We start from the raw sequence: 20,929 nt of genomic DNA on the forward strand, positions 1-20,929 counted from the left end.
AACGAAAACACCCCGGTAGCTACCGGGGTGTTTATAGCACAGAGACGTGCCCGAATCGGTGAGCGGCGACGATGTCGCGCCACCGATCTCAACGACGGCTTACTTCTGCGTCTTGGCCAGCGCCTGCCAGGTGTCGATCACCGTGTCGGGGTTCAGCGAGATCGACAGGATGCCTTCCTCGGTCAGCCATTGCGCGAAGTCCGGGTGATCGGACGGGCCCTGGCCGCAGATGCCGACGTACTTGTCGAGCTTGCGGCAGGTGTCGATCGCACGCTTGAGCATGAACTTGACGGCCGGGTCGCGCTCGTCGAAGTCCACCGCCAGCAACTCCATGCCCGAGTCGCGGTCCAGGCCCAGCGTGAGCTGGGTCAGGTCGTTCGAGCCGATCGAGAAGCCGTCGAAGTGCTCCAGGAACTGCTCGGCCAGGATCGCGTTCGAGGGCACCTCGCACATCATGATCAGGCGCAGGCCGTTCTCGCCGCGCTTCAGGCCGTACTTGGCCAGCAGGCCGACCACGCGCTCCGCCTGCTTCACGGTACGCACGAAGGGCACCATGATCTCGACGTTGGTCAGGCCCATCTCGTCGCGCACGCGCTTGAGCGCGAGGCATTCCATCTCGAAGGCCTGGGCGAAGTCGTCGGCGATGTAGCGCGAGGCGCCGCGGAAGCCCAGCATCGGGTTTTCCTCGTCCGGCTCGTAGCGCGAACCGCCGATCAGCTTCTTGTACTCGTTCGACTTGAAGTCGGACAGGCGCACGATCACGGGCTTCGGATAGAAGGCCGCGCCGATCGTGGCGATACCCTCGGTCAGCTTGTCGACGTAGAACGCACGCGGCGAGGCATGGCCGCGCGCGACGCTCTCGACCGCCTTCTTGAGGTCCGAATCGATGTTCGGGTACTCGAGGATCGCCTTCGGGTGCACGCCGATGTTGTTGTTGATGATGAACTCCAGGCGCGCCAGGCCGACACCGGCGTTCGGCAACTGCGAGAAGTCGAAGGCGAGCTGCGGGTTGCCCACGTTCATCATGATCTTGACCGGGATCGACGGCAGTTCGCCGCGCTGGACCTCGGTCACCTCGGTTTCGAGCAGGCCGTCGTAGATCTTGCCTTCGTCGCCCTCGGCGCAGGACACCGTGACCAGCGCACCGTCCTTGAGAATCTCGGTGGCGTCGCCGCAGCCGACCACGGCCGGCACGCCCAGCTCGCGCGCGATGATCGCCGCGTGGCAGGTCCGCCCGCCGCGATTCGTGACGATCGCCGAGGCGCGCTTCATCACCGGTTCCCAGTTCGGGTCGGTCATGTCGGCCACCAGCACGTCGCCGGGCTGCACGCGTTCCATCTCCGACGGATCCTGGATCACGCGCACCGGGCCGGCGCCGATCTTCTGACCGATCGCGCGGCCGGTAGCCAGCACCTGCGACTGCCCCTTGAGCTTGAAACGCTGCTCGGCCTTGCCGCTGGCCTGGCTCTTCACGGTTTCCGGGCGCGCCTGCAGGATGAAGATCTTGCCGTCGCGGCCGTCCTTGCCCCACTCGATGTCCATCGGGCGCTGGTAGTGCTTCTCGATGATCACGGCGTAACGCGCCAGCTCGATCACGTCCTCGTCGGTGATCGAGTAGCGGTTGCGCTGCTCGCCCGGCACGTCGACCGTCTTCACGCGGCCCGGCTCGCCCGGCTGCGTGAACTCCATCTTGATCAGCTTGGAGCCGATCGAGCGGCGGATGATCGGGTACTTGTCCTGCGCGAGCGTGGTCTTGAAGACGTAGAACTCGTCCGGATTCACGGCGCCCTGCACCACCGTCTCGCCCAGGCCGTAGCTCGAGGTGACGAACACCGCGTCCTTGAAGCCCGATTCGGTGTCGATCGTGAACATCACGCCGGCCGCGCCCACGTCGGAGCGGACCATGCGCTGCACGCCGGCCGACAGCGCGACCTCGGCGTGCGTGAAGCCCTTGTGGACGCGATAGGAAATGGCGCGATCGTTGTAGAGCGAGGCGAACACGTGCTTCATGCGGTCGAGCACGTCCTCGATGCCCACCACGTTGAGGTAGGACTCCTGCTGGCCGGCGAACGAAGCGTCGGGAAGGTCTTCCGCGGTGGCCGAGGAGCGGACCGCGAACGACAGTTCCTCGGGCGAGCTCTGGCAGAGCACCACGAACTGTTCACGGATTTCGGCTTCGAGACGCGGCTGCAGCGGCGCGTCGACGATCCACTTGCGGATCTCCGCGCCCGCGACGGCGAGCGCCTTCACGTCGTCGATATCGAGCGACTCGAGGCGTTTCGCGATGCGTTCGGTGAGATCGTTGTGGGCGAGGAAGTCGCGGAAAGCCAGCGCCGTGGTCGCGAAACCCGTGGGTACGCGAACGCCAGCTTCGGAAAGCTGGCTGATCATCTCGCCGAGGGAAGCATTCTTGCCCCCGACGATCTCGACATCGGTCATCCGCAACTGCTCGAACGGGATTACATACGCCTGGTCCTTTGCGACGTTTGCTGCGTTAGTCATACAAGCCCCTAAGTGTGAAAAAAATTCACGATCGGGCGATTGGGCTCGGGCGCGGCCGCCTGTAGGAAGCGGTGGCGCGCATCGCACGACCTGTTGGATAAGCGGTCGCCATCACCGGCGCAGCTTGTAAAAATCCCGGCAGAAAGACGAAATAGCAGACAAATCGCCCTATTTGCCGGGAACTCAAGCCAGTCACGGTAAAAAAGACGGGAACATGACGTCTTTTCGCAACGGCTTATCCAACAGGTTGGCCGCTATTCTACCCTGCCGGCCCGCCGCTGTGACGAACCGGCTTCGATCGCCGCCTCCAAGCGCGCCGGCAAGGCCGCGCCGGGGCGCAGGCGCGGCGCGGACGCCCTGCTAGAATGGCCGCTTCCGGCCCGCTCGAGGCCGCCACCGCGCCACGCACGTCTGCCCCGATTCTTCATGCTTCCTACCGTTTTCATCGTCTCCGACGGCACCGGGATCACCGCCGAAACCTTCGCGCATTCGATCCTGTCCCAGTTCGACCAGAAATTCCGGCACGTGCGCGTGCCCTTCGTCGACTCGCCCGACAAGGCCTACCTGACGGTGCAGAAGATCAACGACGCGGCGCAGCTCGAGGGCCGCCGGCCGATCGTGTTCACCACCCTGGTCGACAGCGAATCCAACGAAATCGTCAAGCGCTCGAACGCGCTGGTGCTCGACATGTTCCAGCGCTTCGTCGAGCCGCTCGAGCAGGAGCTGCAGCTGAAGTCGACCCATGCGATGGGCCGCGGCCACCAGAACGCCGATACCGAGGAATACAAGACGCGGATCGAGGCCATCAACTTCTCGCTGGCGCACGACGACGGCCAGTCCGACCGCAACCTGGCCGAGGCCGACGTGATCCTGGTGGGCGTGTCGCGCAGCGGCAAGACGCCGACCAGCCTCTACCTGGCGATGCAGTACGGCGTGAAGGCAGCGAACTATCCGCTGATCCCCGAGGATTTCGAGCGCGGCAAGCTGCCCGGCGAGCTCTCCAAGCATCGCGAGAAGCTTTTCGGGCTATCGATCGACCCGCAGCGGCTCTCGGAGATCCGCAACGAGCGGCGCCCGGGCAGCAAGTACGCCTCGCCCGAGAACTGCCGCTACGAGATCAACGAGGCCGAGGCGATGATGCGCCGCGAAGGGATCAGTTGGCTGTCGTCGACGCACAAGTCGATCGAGGAAATCGCCACCACCATCCTGCAGGAAATCAAGCTCGATCGGCTCTCCTACTGAGCGCGCATAAGAAAGCGGCGACGCGATTCGCATCGCGCCGCCGCCTTGGTGATTCCCTTCCGGCCTTCCCGTTCAGCGCCTCAACGCTTGCGTTGCTGCCGGCACTGCTCGAACAGGCAGACCGCCGCCGCGGCCGCCACGTTCAGCGACTCCATGCCGCCCGGCTGCGGGATCGTCACGCGCAAGCCCGCCGCCTCGCGCCAGGCAGCCGACACGCCCGCCCCTTCGTTGCCGAATACCCAGGCCACCGGCCCCTTCAGGTCGCAGTCGTCGATCGCCTGCGCCCCGTGCGAGTCGGTCAGCGCGACCGGCACCGCCAGGCGCGGAATCAGCGCCTCGGCCTCGACGTCTTCATGGATATCGAGCAGGAAATGCGCGCCCATGCCCGAGCGCAGCACCTTCGAGGACCAGGCATACGCGGTGCCGCGCATGCAGAACACCTGGCTCACGCCCGCCGCGGCCGCGCTGCGCAGGATCGAGCCGACATTGCCGGCATCCTGCACGCCGTCGAGCACCACGGCCGTGCGCGCGACGCGCCCAGGCAGCTCGGCGGCCGGCCGCTCGACCAGCAGCAGCATGCCGATGCCGTTGACCACGCTCGACAACTGGCCGAACAGCGCATCGGGCAGCGAAACCACGCGCTGCGGCTCGACGCGCGCCACGATCGCCTGCGTCTCGTCATGCGAGAGCGCGCCGTCGGTGACCACGCAGAGTTCGGGCTGGCCGCGCGCATCGAGATAGGCCGAGGCGAGATGGAGACCTTCGAGCAGCGCCTGGGCGCCGCGGCGTTGCTGCTGCGTCGAGCCCGCCAGCGCCTTGAGGCGTTTGTAGAGCGGGTTGTCGCGCGAGGTAATCAGTTTCATCGTTCGATTCGGAGCGCTTCGCGCACCGGCGCGAAGGAGCGCCGGTGATGCTCGCAGGGACCGTGCTCGCGCAGCGCGGCCAGGTGCTTCGGCGTACCGTAGCCGGCGTGGACGTCGAAGCCGTAATGCGGAAAGGTCGCGTGCAGGTCCACCAGCAGGCGGTCGCGCGTGACCTTGGCGATGATCGAGGCGGCCGAGATGCTCGGCACCAGCGCGTCGCCGCCGATGATCGCCTCGCTGCGGATGCTGAGCGTCGGGCAGCGGTTGCCGTCGATCTTGGCCAGCGTCGGCAGCAGCGACAGGCCTTCCACGGCGCGCCGCATCGCCAGCATGGTCGCGTGGAGGATGTTGAGCGTGTCGATTTCCTCGACGCTGGCCGAGGCGACGCACCAGGCGCGCGAATGCGCGACGATCTCGTGATAGAGAAGCTCGCGCTTCTTCGCGCTGAGCGCCTTGGAATCGTCGAGACCGAGGATCGGCCGCGCCGGATCGAGGATCACCGCGGCCGCCACCACCGGGCCGGCCAGCGGCCCGCGCCCGGCTTCGTCGACGCCGCAGACGATCTCGCCAGGCGCGTCGAAGTCGAAGCCCGACTGGTCGATCGCGATCACGGCTGCCGCCGCGCCGCGTGGAGTGCGGGCGGCCTTCATGCGCGCGGCTTCCGGCTCGCCACCACGCGCTCGATGGCCTCGGCGGCGCGCGCCGCCGTGTTCTGCCGTAGCGACAGGTGCATCTCGGTGAAGATCTCGGTCAGCGTGCGGCGGTTCGCTTCGTCGCGCAACTGCGTGAGCGTCGCGTCGGCCAGCGCCTCGGGCGTCGCGAAATGCTGCAGCAGCTCGGGCACCACGAAACGCCCGGCCAGGATGTTCGGCAGGCCGACATAGGGCAGATAACCCTGGCGACGCATCACCTGCCCGGTCAGCCAGGGCACCTTGTACGAGATCACCATCGGTTTCTTCAGCAGCGCAGCTTCCAGCGTGACGGTGCCGCTCTTGACGAGGATCGCGTCGGCGGCCGTCATGGCCACCTGCGAGCGGCCTTCGGTCAGCGTCAGCGGCAACTGCGGGTGGGCATCCACCAGCGGCTGCAGCAGCTCGCGCAGCGCCGGCGTGGCAGCCGGCATCACGAAGCGCACGCCGGGCTCGCGCTTGTGCATCAGCGCCATCGCCGCGAAGAAGGTGGGCCCGATCAGCCCGATCTCGGAACGCCGGCTGCCCGGCAGCACCGCGATCACGGGCCCGCTCTCGGGCAGGCCGAGGGCGATGCGCGCGCCGCGCGTATCGGGTTCGAGCGGGATGTCGTCGGCCAGCGGATGTCCCACGTAGGTCGAGGCCAGGCCCGATTTCTCGAGCAGGGCCGGTTCGAACGGGAACAGGCACAGCATGTGGTCGACCGACTTGACGATCTTCTTGATCCGGCCGCCGCGCCAGGCCCAGATCGAGGGGCAGACGAAATGCACGGTCGGGATGCCGGCTTCGCGCAGCGCGTGCTCGACGCCGAAATTGAAGTCGGGCGCGTCGATGCCGACGAACACGTCGGGCCGCTCGGCCAGCAATTGCCGTTTCAGCTCGCCGCGGATGCGCAGGATGCCGGGGATTTCCTTGAGCGCCTCGACATAGCCGCGCACGGTCAGCCGGTCCATCGGCCAGTGCGAGTCGAAGCCGGCGGCGATCATGCGCGGCCCGCCAATGCCGTAGTAATGCGCCGAACCGGGCAGGCGCGCATTCAGCCCGCCCAGCAGCGAGGCGCCGAGCAGATCGCCCGACGGCTCGCCGGCAACCAGCGCGAGCCGCAGCGGAGTCGAGGTCAGCGCCATCGTGTCAGCGGATGATGCCGCGTTGCGAGGCATCGATGAAGGCGAGGAACTGCTCGAGCTCGGTCACGCCGTCACCGCCCTTCCCGTCTTGCGCGCCCGCCTCGACCATCTCGCGCAGCTCCGCCTTGGCCTCGTCGAGCGTCTTGCCGCTCTTGTAGACCACGCGGTAGGCGCTGCGCAGCACGCTGATCGCCTCGGCCGAGAAGCCGCGGCGCCGCAGGCCCTCGACGTTGATGCCATGCGGCACGGCCTTGTTGCCGGCCGAGATCACGAACGGCGGCACGTCCTGGACCAGCGCCGAGGCGCCGCCCAGCATCGAGTGCGCGCCGATCCTCACGAACTGGTGCACGCCCGACATGCCGCCGACGATGGCCCAGTCGCCGATCTCGACGTGCCCCGCCATCTGCGCGTTGCTCGACAGGATCACGTGGTTGCCGACCCGGCAGTCGTGGCCGATGTGGACATAGGCCATGATCCAGTTGTCGTCGCCGAGCGTGGTCACGCCGGCGTCCTGCACGGTGCCGGTGTGGATCGTGGTGAATTCGCGGATCGTGTTGCGATCGCCGATCACGAGCCGGGTGGGCTCGTCCTTGTACTTCATGTCCTGCGGACGGCCGCCGACCGACGCGTAATGGCCGATGCGGTTGTCCTCGCCGATCGTGGTGTGCCCCTCGATCACGCTGTGCGAACCGATGGTGGTGCGCGCGCCGATCGTGACGTGCGGGCCGACGATCGCGTACGGGCCGATCTCGACGCTCTCGTCGATCTGCGCGCCCGGCTCGATCACGGCCGTGGAATGGATCCTGCTCATGCGCGGTTGCCTCTCTTGGTCAGTCCTGCCTCGGTGGTGATGGCGCGCGGCGCTCAGGGCGCGGCGTCGGCCGACTTCACCGTGCACATCAGTTCGGCCTCGGCGGCCACCTTGCCGTCGACTTCGGCGGTCGCCTTGAACTTCCAGATGCCGCGGATGTAGCGCTCGAACTTCACGTTCAGGATCAGTTGGTCGCCCGGCTCGACCACGCGCTTGAAGCGCGCGCCGTCGATGCCGACGAAGTAGTACAGCGACTTGCCCGGATCCTTCGGCTGTTCCTCGCTGAAGGTCAAGAGCGCCGCGGCCTGCGCCAGCGCCTCGATGATCAGCACGCCCGGCATCACCGGGCGCTGCGGGAAATGCCCCTGGAAGAACGGCTCGTTGATGGTCACGTTCTTCAGGGCTTTGATGCTTTCGTGCGGGGTGAGTTCGAGCACGCGGTCGACGAGCAGAATCGGATAACGATGCGGCAGCAGCGTGAGGATCTTGTGGATGTCGAAATTGATTTGTTCGATGCTCATGATGGTTCGTCTCACGCAATGCTGCGCGGTGGTGACTGCAAATGCTGATAGGGGCCGCCCCAGGCGGCGCGGCCCTCTCTGACTCGCGCGCGGGCCGCTGGCCTCAGCCGCCCGTCGCGCCCGATTCGACCTTCAGTCCTGCGCGGGTCCGTCGTTGCGCGCGGCCAGCGCGGTCTCGAGCGAACGGATGCGGTCGCGCAGCTTGTCGAGATTGCGGACGAGCGCCGCGCTGCGGTTCCAGTCGCCGTGCTCGACGGCCGGGAACGCGCTCGTGTACATGCCGGCCTTCGGCAGCGACTTCGACACGCCCGACTGCGCCGTGACGATCACGTAGTCGCCGAGCGTGACGTGGCCGGCGATGCCGACCGCGCCGCCGATCATGCAATGGCGGCCGATGTTGGTGCTGCCCGCGATGCCGGCGCAACCGGCGATCACGGTATAGGCGCCGATCCGGCAGTTGTGGGCGATCTGCACCAGGTTGTCGATCTTCACGCACTCCTCGATGACCGTGTCGGCCATCGCGCCGCGATCGATCGTGGTGTTCGCGCCGATCTCGACGTCGGGGCCGATCTTCACGCCACCGACCTGCGGGATCTTGACCCAGGTGCCGGTACGCGCCTCGCCCTCGCCGACGAAGTCGGGCGCGAAGCCGAAGCCGTCGGAGCCGATCACGGCGCCCGAATGCACGATCGCACGCACGCCGATATCGCAACCGTGATAGACGACCACGTTCGGGTACAGGCGGGAGCCTTCGCCGATCTTAGTGCCGGCGCCCACGAACACGTTGGCGTCCAGGCGCACGCCCTCGCCGATCACCGCACCGGTCTCGACCGTCACGTTCGGGCCGATCACGGCGCTGGCCGCGACCCGCGCCGAGGGATCGACGTTCGCGCTCGGATGCACGCCCGAAGGCCGCTTGGGCGCGGCCAGGTCGATGAACATCTGCGCGACGCGCGCGAAATAGGCGTAGGGATTCGGGGTGAGGATGAAGTTGCGGCCCTCGGCAGCCGCGCCGAGCTTCTCCAGGTCGCGCGGCGCGATCAGCACGGCGCCGGCGCGGGTGGTCTCGACCTGGGACAGATACTTGGGATTGGCGAGGAAGGCGAGCTGGTTCGGGCCGGCCTGGTCCAGCGGTGCGAGGCCGCCGACCTGGCACTGCGGATCCCCGGCGATATCCCCGCCGAATCGTTTGGCGAGTTCGTCTAGCGTCAATGCCATGCGCGCTCCCTCAGTTCAGCGAACCGGTGGGCGAGGCCAGCGCCTTCAGCACCTTGTCGGTGATATCGATGCGCGGGCTGACATACACCGCTTCCTGCACGATCAGGTCGTAGTTCTGCTGCTCGGCGATCTGCTTGATCACCTTGTTGGCCTTGTCCAGCACCGCGGCGAGTTCCTCGTTGCGGCGCTGGTTGAGGTCCTCGCGGAACTCGCGCTGCTTGCGCTGGAAGTCGGTGTCGAGCTGGGCCAGGTCGCGCTGCTTTTGCGCACGATCGGCGGCCGACAGCGACTGGCCGCTCTTGTCGAGCGAATCCGACATCGACTTGAGACGCGCGGCCATGTCCTGCAGGTCCTTGTCGCGCTTCGCGAACTCGGCTTCGAGTTTGGTCTGCGCGGCCTTGGCCGGCGCGGACTCGCGGAGGATCCGGTCGGAATTGACCGCCGCGATCCGAGCGACGTCCTGTGCCTGGGCGGCCGTCGCGCCGAGCGCGGCGGACAGCGCCAGCGCGCACATCACTCGTTTCGAAAACTTACCGGTTAGCAAAATTACCCTCTCGATGCGTTTGGTGTTGCGGTTCCGATCAGAATGCGGTCCCGATCTGGAACTGGAATTTCTGGTACTGGTCGCCTTCGTGCTTCTGCAGCGGGAAACCGAGGCTCAGCTTGAGCGGGCCGATCGGCGAGATCCAGGCCAGACCCACGCCGTAGCCGTAGCGCAGGCCGTTCGCGCCGGTGCTGGTGCCGCCCGGCGCGTTGCCCCAGACGTTACCGCCGTCGAAGAAGGTGAACACGCGCAGCGTGCGGTCGTAGCCGGTGCCCGGCAGCGGGAAGGTCAGCTCGATGTTGCCGACCACCATCTTCGAACCGCCGATCGGGTCGTTGGTCTTCGAGTCGCGCGGGCCGAGCGAGCTCGGTTCGTAGCCACGCACCGAGCCGATACCGCCCGCGTAGTAGTTCTTGAAGATCGGGTAGGCGTTGCCGATACCGTTGCCGTAGCCGCCCTGGAAGTTCAGGCCCAGGATGAAGCCGCGCGCGAACGAGTAGTAGTACTGCGCCTGCACGTCCATCTTGTAGTACTGGATCTTGTCCACCGGCGCGCCGTATTCGGCATTGGCCTGGGTGAAGTAGCCGCGGCTCGGGATCAGCGCGCTGTCACGCGCGTCGCGCGACCAGCCGATGGTCAACGGCACCGAGTTCGACACGCGGCCGAACTGCTGCACGTAATCCTGATAGCTCTGCGGCGTATCCGCGTCGACATCGAGGCGGTTCTGCTCGAAGCCCACGCCGAAGAACACCGTGTCGACTTCCGAGAACGGAATGCCGAACTTCATGTCGCCGCCGGCCGTGATGATCCGGAAGCTCGAATTGGTCGAGTAGTACAGCGGCTGGTAGGTGCGGTAGAACACGTCGGTGATCCGCTTGATGCCGTCCACCGTGAAGTACGGGTCGACCTGCGTGACCGTCAGCGTGCGGTAGCTGCGCGCCGTGTTGACGTTCACCGACAGGCTGGTGCCGGAGCCGAACACGTTGTCCTGCGAGATACCGGCCGACAGCACCACCTTGTCGGTCGAGGAGAAACCCGCGCCCAGCGTGATCGCACCGGTCGGCTTCTCGGTGACCTTCACGTTCACGTCGACCTGGTCGCTGGTGCCTTCCACCGGCACCGTGGTGACGTCCACGTCGGTGAAGTAGCCCAGGCGGTTGACGCGATCCTTGGACAGCGCGAGACGGCCCGAATCGAACCACGAGCTCTCGAGCTGGCGCATTTCACGGCGCACCACCTCGTCGCGCGTGCGGGTGTTGCCGACCACATTGATGCGGCGCACGTAGACGCGGCGGCTCGGATCGACCACCAGCGTCAGGGCCACCTTGTGCGAGGCCTGGTCGATGTTCGGCTGGGCGTTGACGGTCGCGAAGGCGTAGCCGTATTCGCCGAGCTTGTCGACGATCGCCTTGGTGGTAGCCTGCAGCTTCTCGGCCGAGAACCGCTCGCCGGCCTTGATCTTGACCAGCTTCTGCAGCTCGGCCTGGCGATCCAGCAGGTTGCCCGACAGCTGGATGCTCGAGATCGTGTACGGCTCACCCTCGTGCAGGGTGAGCGTCAGGTACATGTCCTTCTTATCGGGCGAGATCGAGACCTGGGTCGAATCGATGTTGAATTCGAGGTAGCCGCGATTCAGGTAGTACGAACGGACGTTTTCCAGGTCGCCGGTGAGCTTTTCCTTCGAGTACAGGTCGTTCTTGGTGTACCAGGAGAACCAGTTCGGCGTCGACAGCTGCATCTCGTTGCGCAGCGTGCTGGTGCTGAAGGTCTTGTTGCCGATGAAGTTGATCTGGCGGATCTTGGCGCTCGGGCCTTCGGCCACCGAGAACAGGATCGAGACGCGATTGGCGTCGACCGGCGTGACGGTGGTGGTGACCTCGGCGGCGTAGTAGCCGCGCGTGAGGTACTGGCGCTTCAGTTCCTGCTCGGCCTTGTCGACCAGCGACTTGTCGTAGTAGCGGCCTTGCGACAGGCCGACCGCGCGCAGCGCCTTGGTCAGGTTGTCCTTGTCGAATTCCTTGATGCCGGTGAAGTCGATCGATGAGATCGCCGGACGCTCCTGCACCTGCACGATCACCACGTTGCCCTCGGTGGCGATCTTGACGTCATTGAAGAAGCCCGTCGCGTAGAGCGCGCGGATTGCTTCGGATGCCTTGTCGTCCGTGAAGGTGTCGCCCTGCTTGATCGGCAGGTAGGCGAACACGGAACCGGCTTCGACACGCTGCAAGCCCTCGATCTTGATATCCTGCACGACGAACGGCGACGTCGCGTGGGCTGCGAGTCCGTGCACGGCGAGCGCCGCGGCGGCTACAGTCTTGGGTACGAAGCGATGAGGTTTGAACAACGTGCATCCCCAGTATTTAAGCTTGCATCAGATCCGGCGACGGCCCTCGCAGCCCTCGCCCGACGCTTCAAGAATGGATTAAACGAGACAGATCGTTGAACAGCGCGATCGCCGACAGCGCGACGATGCAGATCAACCCCGCTCTTTGCAGAATCAGTTGCCAGCGCTCAGAAACGGCCTTCCCGGTCGCGGCTTCAACCAGATAATATAACAGATGCCCCCCGTCCAAAACCGGAATCGGCAGCAAGTTCAGCACGCCGAGACTGATGCTGACCAGCGCCAGAAAGGACAGGAAGGCTGATAATCCGAGCCGCGCGCTCTTGCCTGCGTAGTCCGCGATCGTCACCGGCCCCGACAGGTTCTTCAGCGACGCCTCCCCGGTCAGCATCCGCCCGAACATCTTCAGCGAGTACACCGAAATGCCCCAGGTACGGCGCACGCCCAGCTCGGCGCTCTCGAGCAGGCCGTAGCGCACGTCCACGGTGGGTGTGTGCATCGCCAGCGCCGCGCCGATCCGGCCGACCTGCGCGCCGTTCGCGCCGGGCGTGGCATCGCGCTCCGCATGCGGCACGATGCTCAGCGTGCGCTCGACGCCGCCGCGCGAGATCCGCAGCGCGAGCGGACGGCCCGCATGCGACTTGATGGTGTCGATGAAGCGGCCCGAGCCGATCACCGGCTTGCCGTCGAGCGCAACGATGCGGTCGCCCGGCTGCAGCCCGGCCTGCTCCGCCGCGCTGCCCGGCGTGACCGCCGAGATCGACAGCGCCCCGCCGCCGGGCTCGAAGCCGAGCTTCGACATGTAGTCGTCGTCGGCAGAGCGCTGGTCGAAGCCGCTCAGGTCGACGTGGAAATCGTAGGTCGCCCCGCCGGTGCGGCCGCCCAGGATCACCTGGCGATGGTCGATGGTCGCGCCGAGCAGCTTCCAGCGCAGGTCCGACCAGGAGCGCACCGGCTCGGCCGCACCGCCCTGCGCGTCGCGGATCGAGACGATGGTTTCGCCGCCGTCGAAGCCGGCGCGCGCGGCCACCGTGTCGGCGGCCGGCGCCGCGACCACCGCCGCCGGCTCGGTCACGCCGGTGGCGAACACCGTGGAGAACAGCAGGATCGCGAGCAGGAAGTTGGCGATCGGCCCGGCCGCGACGATCGCGATGCGCTTCCACACCGACTGGCGGTTGAAGGCCTGGGGCAGGTCGGCCGGCGCGATGCCCTCGGGGCCCGGATCGCGCTCGTCGAGCATCTTCACGTAGCCGCCCAGCGGCAGCGCCGACAGCGTCCATTCGGTGCCGGTGCGACGGCTGGTGTGCCGCAGCAGCACCGTGCCGAAGCCGATCGAGAAACGCAGCACCTTCACGCCGCACAGGCGCGCGATGCTGTAATGACCGTATTCGTGGACGACGACCAGCACGCCGATCGCCACTGCAAACGCTACCAGCTCGATCAGCACGTTCATGCGCCCCTCTCGCTCAGGCTACGCGCTCCGCGCGCGGAACAGGCAGTTTCGCGATCACCGCGGCGGCCTCGCGGCGCGCCTCGGCATCGGCCGCCAGCACGTCGTCGAGACCGTCCGGCTCGCGATTCATCAGATGATTGAGCACCGCATCGACCGTGCTCGCGATATCCATGAAGCCGATCCGGCGCTCCAGGAAGGCCTCCACCGCCAGTTCGTTGGCGGCGTTGAGCACCGTGCTGGCCACCCCGCCCGCGTCGAGCGCCTGGATCGCCAGGGCCAGGCAGGGGAAGCGCTGGAAGTCCGGCTTCTCGAAGTTCAGGGTGGCGACCTGGGCCAGGTCGAGCTGGGCGACGCCGGCGTCGACGCGCTCCGGGAAGGCCAGCGCATGCGCGATCGGCGTGCGCATGTCGGGGTTGCCCAGCTGCGCGAGCACCGAGCCGTCCTTGTACGAGACCAGCGAATGGATCACGCTCTGCGGATGGATCAGCACCTCGATGCGCTGGCTCGGCAAGCCGAAGATCCAGTGCGCCTCGATCACCTCCAGGCCCTTGTTCATCATGGTGGCCGAATCCACCGAGATCTTGCGGCCCATCGACCAGTTCGGGTGCTTGCAGGCCTCGTCCGGCGTGACGTCGACCAGGGTGGCCGGCTCGCGGGTGCGGAACGGGCCACCCGAGGCGGTCACGATGATCTTGGCGATGCCGCCGTGCTCGGCGATGTCGCGCGGCATGCACTGGAAGATCGCGTTGTGCTCGCTGTCGACCGGCAGCAGGATCGCGCCATGGTCGCGCACCGCGTCCATGAAGATCGAGCCCGACATCACCAGCGATTCCTTGTTGGCCAGCAGGATGCGCTTGCCGGCGCGCGCGGCGGCCAGGCTCGAGGCCAGGCCGGCGGCGCCGACGATCGCGGCGACCACCGTATCGCAGCCGTCGGCCCGGGCGATCTCGACCAGCGCGTCCGGGCCATAAGCGACCTGGGTACGGCAACCGGCCGCGCGCAGCTTGGCCTCGACCGCGGCGGCGGTTTCCGCCGAGCCGACCACGGCCACTTCGGGCCGGAACTTCAGGCACTGCTCGACAAGCTTGTCGCCGTTGCGGTGCGCGCTCAGCGCATAGACCGAGAAGCGGTCCGGGTGACGCGCGACGACGTCGAGCGTGCTGTCTCCGATCGAGCCCGTCGAGCCGAGGATAGTCAGGCGTTTTTGCATGATGAAGATCTAGTGATTAACCGAGCAGCAGCACCGCGAGCGGCAGCACCGGCAGCAGCGCGTCGACCCGGTCGAGCACGCCGCCGTGGCCCGGCAGCAGTCCGCTCGAATCCTTCACGCCGGCCTGCCGCTTGAGCAGGGACTCGAACAGGTCGCCGATCACGCTGTAGGCGACCAGCAGGCTCAGTGCCGCGAACGCGCCCGGCGCGCCGAAGCGCTGCGCGAGCGCTGAAAACAGGGTCGGCTCGAACGCGTGCAGGCCGATCGCCAGGCCCGCGACGATCATCACCGCCAGCCAGCCGCCTGCCGCGCCCTCCCAGGTCTTGCCCGGGCTCACCGACGGGGCCAGCTTGTGCCTGCCGAAGGCCTTGCCCGCGAAGTATGCGCCTATATCGGCCAGCCAGACGACCAGCAGCATCGACAGCACGAAGGGGATGCCGGCCGCGCGCGCGGCCACCACGGCATGCCAGCAGGCCGCGAAGACCAGCAGGCCCGCCGCCAGCAGGAAAGGTTTCCAGGCGCCGGCAGCCAGTGTGGGCTTGCGCCACAGCGCGAACGGGCCGGCCAGCAGCCAGAACACGCCGGCCGCCTCGACCAGCGGGCGCGAGGGGGCGAAACCGACGCCCAGGCCCATGCTGGCGGCCAACACCAGCGCGGCCACCAGCGCGTAGACCACCGAGCCGGCCGCGCCGAGCTTGAGCAGGCGCGCCCACTCCCAGGCGGCGAATACCAGCACGAGGGCGATCAGCGCGCCGAATGCCGCGAGCGGCGCGAACAGCGTTACCGGCAGCAGGATGGCCAGCAGCACGACCGCCGTGATGACACGGGTCTTCAGCATGAAAGGGAGTCGACGTCCTGGGACTGGGGTTCGAGCTGCGCGCTCGTCCGGCCGAACCGGCGTTCGCGATCGGTGTACGACGCCAGCGCATCGGCGAGCGCGGCGGCGTCGAAATCGGGCCAGAACTTGCCCGTGAAATAGAATTCGGTGTAGGCGAGCTGCCAAAGCAGGAAATTGCTGACGCGCTGCTCGCCGCCGGTGCGGATGAACAGGTCCGGCTCGGGCGCGTAGGCCATCGCCAGGTGCTGCGCGAAGGCGGTTTCGTCGACCTCGACCTCGCGCCCCTCGCGCACCGCCTCGGCGATCAGCTTCTTGGTGGCCTGCAGGATGTCCCAACGGCCGCCGTAGTTCGCGGCGATGGTCAGCGTCAGGCGCGTATTGCGCGCGGTCTTGGTTTCCGCGCGGCGGATCAGCTCGCGGATGCGGGGTTCGAAGCGATCGAGCTCGCCGACCACGCGCAGGCGGATGCCGTTCGCATGCAGCTTGCCGACCTCGCGCTCGAGCGCGGTGATGAACAGGCGCATCAGGAACGACACCTCGTCGTTCGGCCTGCGCCAGTTCTCGGAGCTGAAGGCGAACAGCGTCAGGTATTCGACGCCGGCGCGCGCGCACCCTTCCACGACCGAGCGCACCGCGTCGACGCCGCGGGTATGCCCCGCGACGCGCGGCAGGCGGCGCTCGGTGGCCCAACGGCCGTTGCCGTCCATGATGATCGCGATATGACGTGGCACGGCGGCGACGTCGGGCACGCGAACGGTAGAGCTGGTATAAGTCATGGCCGCTGAGACAGTAACCGAGGGAAAAAGTGCGACGCGCGCATCGCGCGTCAGACCGTCATGATCTCGGCTTCTTTGGTCTGCGCGAGCTTGTCGATCTCGGCGACGTACTTGTCCGTCAGCTTCTGGACGTCGTCGCTGGCACGGCGCTCGTCGTCTTCCGAGATTTCCTTGTCCTTGACCAGCTTCTTGAGCTGCTCGTTGGCATCGCGACGCAGGTTGCGTACCGCCACCTTGGCCGTCTCGGCTTCGCTCTTGACCACCTTGGCCAGCTCGCGGCGGCGCTCTTCCGTCAGCGCCGGCATCGGCACGCGGATGGCGTCGCCCGAGGTTGCCGGGTTCAGGCCCAGGTCCGATTCGCGGATGGCCTTCTCGACCTTCGCCACCATCGGCTTTTCCCAGGGCTGCACGCTGATCGTGCGCGCATCGGCCAGCGTCAGGTTGGCGACCTGCGAGATCGGCACCATCGAGCCGTAGTAGTCGACCTGCACGTGATCGAGCAGGCCGGTGTGTGCGCGGCCGGTACGGATCTTTGCCAGATCGTTCTTGAACGCTTCGATCGAGCGTTGCATCTTCTGCTCGACGCCCTTCTTCACTTCAGCGTGACTCATTTCAACCTCCGAACCTTCGAACCTTCAAAACGACACAGGCCGGCATCCCGCCGGCGGCGTCATGCCAGGCCTGTATCGGCGTGAGTTTACACGTGGACGAGCGTCCCCTCGTCCTCGCCCTGCACGATACGCTTGAGCGCACCGGGCTTGTTGATCGAGAACACCCGGATCGGCAGCTTCTGGTCGCGGCACAGCGCGAAGGCGGTGGCGTCCATCACCTGCAGATTGCGGCCGATCGCCTCGTCGAAGCTGATCGAGGTATAGCGCGTGGCCGACGGATCCTTCTTCGGATCGGCGGTGTAGACGCCGTCCACCTTGGTGGCCTTCAGCACCACTTCCGCGCCCACTTCCGAGCCGCGCAGCGCGGCGGCCGTGTCGGTCGTGAAGAACGGGTTGCCGGTACCGGCCGCGAAGATCACCACGCGACCTTCCTCGAGCTGGCGGATCGCGCGGGGCCGGATGTACGGCTCCACCACCTGGTCCATGCGCAGCGCCGACTGCACGCGCGCCTCGATACCGGCGTGGCGCATCGCGTCCTGCAGCGCCAGCGCGTTCATCATCGTCGCCAGCATCCCCATGTAGTCGGCCGTGGCGCGATCCATGCCGGCTGCGCCGCCCGCCACGCCGCGGAAAATGTTGCCGCCGCCGATCACGACGGCCAACTGCGTGCCGAGGCGCACCACCTCGGCGACGTCCGCCACCATCCGCTCGATCGTCGCGCGATTGATGCCGAAGGCATCGTCGCCCATCAGCGCTTCGCCGGAAAGTTTGAGGAGGACGCGTTTATAGGCATTGGGCATAGGGGCTTCCAAGCGACGAGAGGATGACAAGCACGAACTGTAGGGGCGAAATACTGATTCGGGCAAGCGCCGCCAAATTGCCGCCCGGAAACCGGGCGGCAATCCGCGGCGCTGCCGAAGCGCGGCGGAGCGGGCGCCCGCCGCGGGTCCAACGATGCTGCGATACGGCTTACTGCTGCTTGGCTGCCGCGACTTGCGCCGCCACTTCGGCCGCGAAGTCGTCCTGGCGCTTCTCGATGCCTTCGCCGACCACGAACAGCGAGAACTTTTGCACTGCAGCATTGGCTGCCTTGAGCATCTGTTCGATCGTCTGCTTGTCGTTCTTCACGAACGGCTGGTTCAGCAGCGAGATTTCCTTCAGGTACTTCTGGACGCTGCCGTCGACCATCTTGGCGGCGATCTCGGCCGGCTTGCCCGATTCGGCGGCCTTCTGCTCGGCCACGCGGCGTTCCTTCTCGATCAGCTCGGCCGGCACCTGCTCGGCCGACAGCGCGACCGGCTTCATGGCCGCGACGTGCATCGCGACGTCCTTGCCGACCTGCTCGTCCGCGCCGGTGTACTCGACGATCACGCCGATGCGGCTGCCGTGCAGGTAGGTGGCGATCTGGTTGGCGGTCTCGAAGCGCACGAAGCGGCGGATCGAGATGTTTTCGCCGATCTTGCCGACCAGGGCCAGGCGCACCTCGTCGACCGTCTTGCCGTCCAGCGGCAGCGCCGACAGGGCAGCCACGTCAGCCGGGTTCTGGGCCGCGACGAGCTCCGCGACGGTCTTGGCGAAGGCCAGGAAGTCGTCGTTCTTGGCGACGAAGTCGGTTTCGCAGTTCAGTTCGACCAGGGCGCCGGCGCCGTTGCTGACGAAGGACGAGACCACGCCCTCGGCCGTCACGCGCGATGCGGCCTTGCTGGCCTTGTTGCCGAGCTTGACGCGCAGCAGTTCCTCGGCCTTGACCAGATCGCCGTCGGCTTCCGTCAGCGCCTTCTTGCATTCCATCATCGGCGCGTCGGTCTTCGCGCGCAGTTCTGCCACCATGCTTGCGGTAATTGCCGCCATCATTCGCTCCTTGGGTCTGTATTCACGACGCCGCCCTTCGACATGGGCGGCGGGGATTCGTTTCCGGCGATTCGCATCGGATGCCGCGGCTCCCGATGCTCGCCCCGGCAACGCGACTTAAAAAAAGGGGGCCTGTTGAGAGCCCCCTTTTTGCGCCGGCTCGGGACCGGTTACGCGTTCTCTTCGACGTACTCGTCGTCGCCGCGCACCGCCTGGACCACTTCGTTGACCGCGTTGGCACGGCCTTCGAGGATCGCATCGGCCACGCCTTCGGCGTACAGCGCGACAGCCTTGCTCGAGTCGTCGTTACCCGGGATCACATAGTCCACACCTTCCGGCGAGTGGTTCGTATCGACCACGGCGATGACCGGCACGCCCAGCTTGTTCGCTTCGGTGATGGCGATCTTGTGGTAGCCGACGTCGACCACGAAGATCGCGTCCGGAATGCCGCCCATGTCCTTCACGCCGCCGATCGACTTCTGCAGCTTGGCGATTTCGCGTTCGAACAGCAGCGCTTCCTTCTTGCTCATCTTCTCGGTTTCACCCGATTCGACGGCCGCTTCCATGTCCTTCAGGCGCTTGATCGATACCTTCAGCGTCTTGAAGTTGGTCAGCATGCCGCCGAGCCAGCGCGCGTTGACGAACGGCATGCCGGCGCGCTGCGCTTCCTGAGCGATCGTGTCGCGCGACTGACGCTTGGTGCCGACGAACAGGATCGTGCCCCGATTTGCCGACAGCTGGCGCACGTACTTCTGTGCGTCCGTGAACATCGGCAGCGTCTTTTCGAGGTTGATGATGTGAATCTTGTTGCGATGACCGAAAATGAACGGGGCCATCTTCGGGTTCCAGAAGCGCGTTTGGTGACCGAAGTGGACACCGGCTTCCAGCATTTGGCGCATCGTGACTGCCATGAGAGTAATTCTCCGCTAGGGTTGGGTCTTAAGCCGGCTGCCGTATCGCGGCGAATGGCACGCGACACCCAGGGTGCGCCGGCTTGCGATTCGGCACGTGCGAACACCGCGCATGCCGGTCAGCCCGGACCTGCTTTCCCCATGCCGGATCACATGAATCGAGCATGAATTGAAAGTAGAGCCAGACTTAGCCAGAGAGTATAGCACGCCGGAATGACCGCTCTCAAGTCACCCATGTCTTTGCCGAATCCTTTGCCGCGCCGCTCGCCATTCGGGGAAACCCTGCGCGCCGGCAAGCCCGTTCGCCGTCGAGCGACCACGTTCGGGCACCGATTCCGCCGCCGCCGCACCGGGCCCGCGCGCCGCCGCGAATCCCCTGCACCACCGTGAAACCCAAGCCGGACAAGCCCAACAAGGGCTGCGACCACCTCCAGAAGGTGCGATAATCCCGCAATTCCACGCATTCCTCGCAGGCAAGACCCATGGCCATCACGATCAAGACCGACCACGATATCGAGCAGATGCGCGTCGCCTGCCGGCTGGCGAGCGAGGTGCTCGACTACATCACGCCGTTCGTGGTCGCCGGCACCACCACCGGCGAGATCGACCGGCTCTGCCACGAGTACATGACCAACGTGCAGGGCACCGTGCCGGCACCGCTGAACTACCAGCCGCCCGGCTACCCGCCCTATCCGAAAGCGATCTGCACCTCGGTCAACGACGTGATCTGCCACGGCATTCCCGGCGACAAGGTGCTCAAGAACGGCGACGCGCTCAATATCGACATCACCGTGATCAAGAACGGCTATTTCGGCGACACCAGCCGGATGTTCCTGGTCGGCGAGGGTTCGATCCTCGCCAAGCGCCTGATCCAGACCACCTACGAATGCATGTGGCTCGGCATCGAGCAGGTCAAGCCGGGCGCGCACCTGGGCGATATCGGCCACGCCATCCAGAAGCACGCCGAAGGGCGCGGCTACAGCGTGGTGCGCGAATACTGCGGGCACGGCATCGGCACGGTGTTCCACGAGGATCCGCAGGTGGTGCACTACGGCCGCCCCGGCACCGGCATCGAGCTGGTGCCCGGCATGATCTTCACGATCGAGCCGATGATCAACGCCGGCAAGCGCGACATCCGCACCATGCCGGACCAGTGGACCGTGAAGACGCGCGACCGCAGCCTGTCGGCACAGTGGGAACATACCGTGCTGGTCACGCCGACCGGCCACGAGGTGCTGACCGTCTCGACGGGCACGCCGGCCCGCCCCGCGCTCGACGCGGTGGCCGCCTGAGGATCGATTGCCGGGCGCGGTTCGCCGCGCCCGCCTTGCTGTTGGCCTGACCCGGCTTGCCCGACCCGATTCGTCCCGCGCGCCGGCGCGAGTCGGCCGCCACTGGCCGGGCCCACGCCACCGCGCCTT

General features: G+C 66.5%; 18 protein-coding genes and 1 pseudogene. 2 read left to right on the forward strand and 17 right to left on the reverse strand.

The window, feature by feature from the left end; all coding sequences use genetic code 11:
- Positions 1 to 99 precede the first annotated feature (99 nt).
- A complete protein-coding gene (gene ppsA / locus BM43_RS35790) occupies positions 100 to 2,502 on the reverse strand; it encodes a phosphoenolpyruvate synthase (protein WP_013698498.1) in 2,403 nt (800 codons plus the stop codon).
- 426 nt (positions 2,503 to 2,928) lie between these two features.
- Between ppsA and ppsR the strand changes: the two genes are divergently transcribed.
- Positions 2,929 to 3,744: a posphoenolpyruvate synthetase regulatory kinase/phosphorylase PpsR gene (ppsR, locus tag BM43_RS35795; protein ID WP_013698499.1), complete on the forward strand. Its 816-nt coding sequence runs from the start codon at positions 2,929 to 2,931 to the stop codon at positions 3,742 to 3,744.
- 80 nt (positions 3,745 to 3,824) lie between these two features.
- On the opposite strand, the gene BM43_RS35800 is transcribed toward ppsR, so the two are convergent.
- The 16 genes from BM43_RS35800 to rpsB all read right to left on the reverse strand — a co-directional run bounded on the left by BM43_RS35800 (position 3,825) and on the right by rpsB (position 19,508).
- Entirely contained in the window at positions 3,825 to 4,607 is a 783-nt protein-coding gene (locus BM43_RS35800) for a TrmH family RNA methyltransferase (RefSeq protein ID WP_036050900.1), read from the reverse strand.
- Positions 4,604 to 5,257 carry a ribonuclease HII gene (rnhB, locus tag BM43_RS35805; protein WP_036050897.1) on the reverse strand — a complete coding sequence of 218 codons (654 nt, stop codon included), beginning with the start codon at positions 5,255 to 5,257 and terminating at the stop codon, positions 4,604 to 4,606. The genes BM43_RS35800 and rnhB overlap by 4 nt, the downstream gene beginning before the upstream one ends.
- Positions 5,254 to 6,423, reverse strand: coding sequence for a lipid-A-disaccharide synthase (gene lpxB, locus BM43_RS35810; RefSeq protein WP_036050894.1), 1,170 nt, complete (start codon positions 6,421 to 6,423; stop codon positions 5,254 to 5,256). The genes rnhB and lpxB overlap by 4 nt, the downstream gene beginning before the upstream one ends.
- Before the next feature lie 4 nt (positions 6,424 to 6,427).
- Positions 6,428 to 7,234, reverse strand: coding sequence for an acyl-ACP--UDP-N-acetylglucosamine O-acyltransferase (gene lpxA, locus BM43_RS35815; protein WP_013698503.1), 807 nt, complete (start codon positions 7,232 to 7,234; stop codon positions 6,428 to 6,430).
- Positions 7,235 to 7,287: 53 nt separating this feature from the next.
- Positions 7,288 to 7,755 carry a 3-hydroxyacyl-ACP dehydratase FabZ gene (fabZ, locus tag BM43_RS35820; RefSeq protein WP_013698504.1) on the reverse strand — a complete coding sequence of 156 codons (468 nt, stop codon included), beginning with the start codon at positions 7,753 to 7,755 and terminating at the stop codon, positions 7,288 to 7,290.
- A gap of 132 nt (positions 7,756 to 7,887) precedes the next feature.
- Complete coding sequence (gene lpxD, locus BM43_RS35825; RefSeq protein WP_036050892.1) at positions 7,888 to 8,973, reverse strand: UDP-3-O-(3-hydroxymyristoyl)glucosamine N-acyltransferase; 1,086 nt, start codon at positions 8,971 to 8,973, stop codon at positions 7,888 to 7,890.
- Between the two features lie 10 nt (positions 8,974 to 8,983).
- On the reverse strand, positions 8,984 to 9,487 hold the full coding sequence (locus tag BM43_RS35830) for an OmpH/Skp family outer membrane protein (RefSeq protein ID WP_036039778.1): 504 nt from the start codon (positions 9,485 to 9,487) through the stop codon (positions 8,984 to 8,986).
- Between the two features lie 67 nt (positions 9,488 to 9,554).
- A complete protein-coding gene (gene bamA, locus BM43_RS35835) occupies positions 9,555 to 11,861 on the reverse strand; it encodes an outer membrane protein assembly factor BamA (protein ID WP_013698507.1) in 2,307 nt (768 codons plus the stop codon).
- Between the two features lie 67 nt (positions 11,862 to 11,928).
- Positions 11,929 to 13,311 (reverse strand): RIP metalloprotease RseP, encoded by a 1,383-nt coding sequence (gene rseP / locus BM43_RS35840; RefSeq protein ID WP_036050889.1) that lies wholly within the window; start codon positions 13,309 to 13,311, stop codon positions 11,929 to 11,931.
- 13 nt (positions 13,312 to 13,324) lie between these two features.
- Positions 13,325 to 14,521 carry a 1-deoxy-D-xylulose-5-phosphate reductoisomerase gene (locus BM43_RS35845; protein ID WP_036050887.1) on the reverse strand — a complete coding sequence of 399 codons (1,197 nt, stop codon included), beginning with the start codon at positions 14,519 to 14,521 and terminating at the stop codon, positions 13,325 to 13,327.
- 16 nt (positions 14,522 to 14,537) lie between these two features.
- Positions 14,538 to 15,359 (reverse strand): phosphatidate cytidylyltransferase, encoded by an 822-nt coding sequence (locus tag BM43_RS35850; RefSeq protein ID WP_025096632.1) that lies wholly within the window; start codon positions 15,357 to 15,359, stop codon positions 14,538 to 14,540.
- Entirely contained in the window at positions 15,353 to 16,135 is a 783-nt protein-coding gene (gene uppS / locus BM43_RS35855) for a polyprenyl diphosphate synthase (protein ID WP_013698511.1), read from the reverse strand. The genes BM43_RS35850 and uppS overlap by 7 nt, the downstream gene beginning before the upstream one ends.
- A gap of 50 nt (positions 16,136 to 16,185) precedes the next feature.
- Positions 16,186 to 16,746 carry a ribosome recycling factor gene (frr, locus tag BM43_RS35860; RefSeq protein ID WP_013698512.1) on the reverse strand — a complete coding sequence of 187 codons (561 nt, stop codon included), beginning with the start codon at positions 16,744 to 16,746 and terminating at the stop codon, positions 16,186 to 16,188.
- A gap of 86 nt (positions 16,747 to 16,832) precedes the next feature.
- Complete coding sequence (gene pyrH, locus BM43_RS35865) at positions 16,833 to 17,546, reverse strand: UMP kinase (protein WP_025096629.1); 714 nt, start codon at positions 17,544 to 17,546, stop codon at positions 16,833 to 16,835.
- 169 nt (positions 17,547 to 17,715) lie between these two features.
- Positions 17,716 to 18,597, reverse strand: coding sequence for a translation elongation factor Ts (gene tsf / locus BM43_RS35870; protein WP_036050884.1), 882 nt, complete (start codon positions 18,595 to 18,597; stop codon positions 17,716 to 17,718).
- Positions 18,598 to 18,767: 170 nt separating this feature from the next.
- On the reverse strand, positions 18,768 to 19,508 hold the full coding sequence (rpsB, locus tag BM43_RS35875; RefSeq protein WP_013698515.1) for a 30S ribosomal protein S2: 741 nt from the start codon (positions 19,506 to 19,508) through the stop codon (positions 18,768 to 18,770).
- 473 nt (positions 19,509 to 19,981) lie between these two features.
- On the opposite strand from rpsB, the pseudogene map reads away from it, so the two are divergent.
- Positions 19,982 to 20,800, forward strand: a pseudogene (gene map / locus BM43_RS35880) (type I methionyl aminopeptidase); the annotation flags it as partial.
- Positions 20,801 to 20,929: the final 129 nt, after the last annotated feature.

Source organism: Burkholderia gladioli, assembly GCF_000959725.1.
Lineage (GTDB): Bacteria > Pseudomonadota > Gammaproteobacteria > Burkholderiales > Burkholderiaceae > Burkholderia > Burkholderia gladioli.

Coding starts and splice junctions, on each gene's coding strand:
- BM43_RS35850 (WP_025096632.1), bottom strand. CDS start 15,359: ATGCTGAAGACCCGTGTCATCACGGCGGTCGTGCTGCTGGCCATCCTG.
- BM43_RS35800 (WP_036050900.1), bottom strand. CDS start 4,607: ATGAAACTGATTACCTCGCGCGACAACCCGCTCTACAAACGCCTCAAG.
- BM43_RS35845 (WP_036050887.1), bottom strand. CDS start 14,521: ATGCAAAAACGCCTGACTATCCTCGGCTCGACGGGCTCGATCGGAGAC.
- lpxD (WP_036050892.1), bottom strand. CDS start 8,973: ATGGCATTGACGCTAGACGAACTCGCCAAACGATTCGGCGGGGATATC.
- tsf (WP_036050884.1), bottom strand. CDS start 18,597: ATGGCGGCAATTACCGCAAGCATGGTGGCAGAACTGCGCGCGAAGACC.
- uppS (WP_013698511.1), bottom strand. CDS start 16,135: ATGACTTATACCAGCTCTACCGTTCGCGTGCCCGACGTCGCCGCCGTG.
- ppsR (WP_013698499.1), top strand. CDS start 2,929: ATGCTTCCTACCGTTTTCATCGTCTCCGACGGCACCGGGATCACCGCC.
- pyrH (WP_025096629.1), bottom strand. CDS start 17,546: ATGCCCAATGCCTATAAACGCGTCCTCCTCAAACTTTCCGGCGAAGCG.
- BM43_RS35830 (WP_036039778.1), bottom strand. CDS start 9,487: ATGTGCGCGCTGGCGCTGTCCGCCGCGCTCGGCGCGACGGCCGCCCAG.
- lpxB (WP_036050894.1), bottom strand. CDS start 6,423: ATGGCGCTGACCTCGACTCCGCTGCGGCTCGCGCTGGTTGCCGGCGAG.
- rnhB (WP_036050897.1), bottom strand. CDS start 5,257: ATGAAGGCCGCCCGCACTCCACGCGGCGCGGCGGCAGCCGTGATCGCG.
- frr (WP_013698512.1), bottom strand. CDS start 16,746: ATGAGTCACGCTGAAGTGAAGAAGGGCGTCGAGCAGAAGATGCAACGC.
- rseP (WP_036050889.1), bottom strand. CDS start 13,311: ATGAACGTGCTGATCGAGCTGGTAGCGTTTGCAGTGGCGATCGGCGTG.
- fabZ (WP_013698504.1), bottom strand. CDS start 7,755: ATGAGCATCGAACAAATCAATTTCGACATCCACAAGATCCTCACGCTG.
- lpxA (WP_013698503.1), bottom strand. CDS start 7,234: ATGAGCAGGATCCATTCCACGGCCGTGATCGAGCCGGGCGCGCAGATC.
- ppsA (WP_013698498.1), bottom strand. CDS start 2,502: ATGACTAACGCAGCAAACGTCGCAAAGGACCAGGCGTATGTAATCCCG.
- rpsB (WP_013698515.1), bottom strand. CDS start 19,508: ATGGCAGTCACGATGCGCCAAATGCTGGAAGCCGGTGTCCACTTCGGT.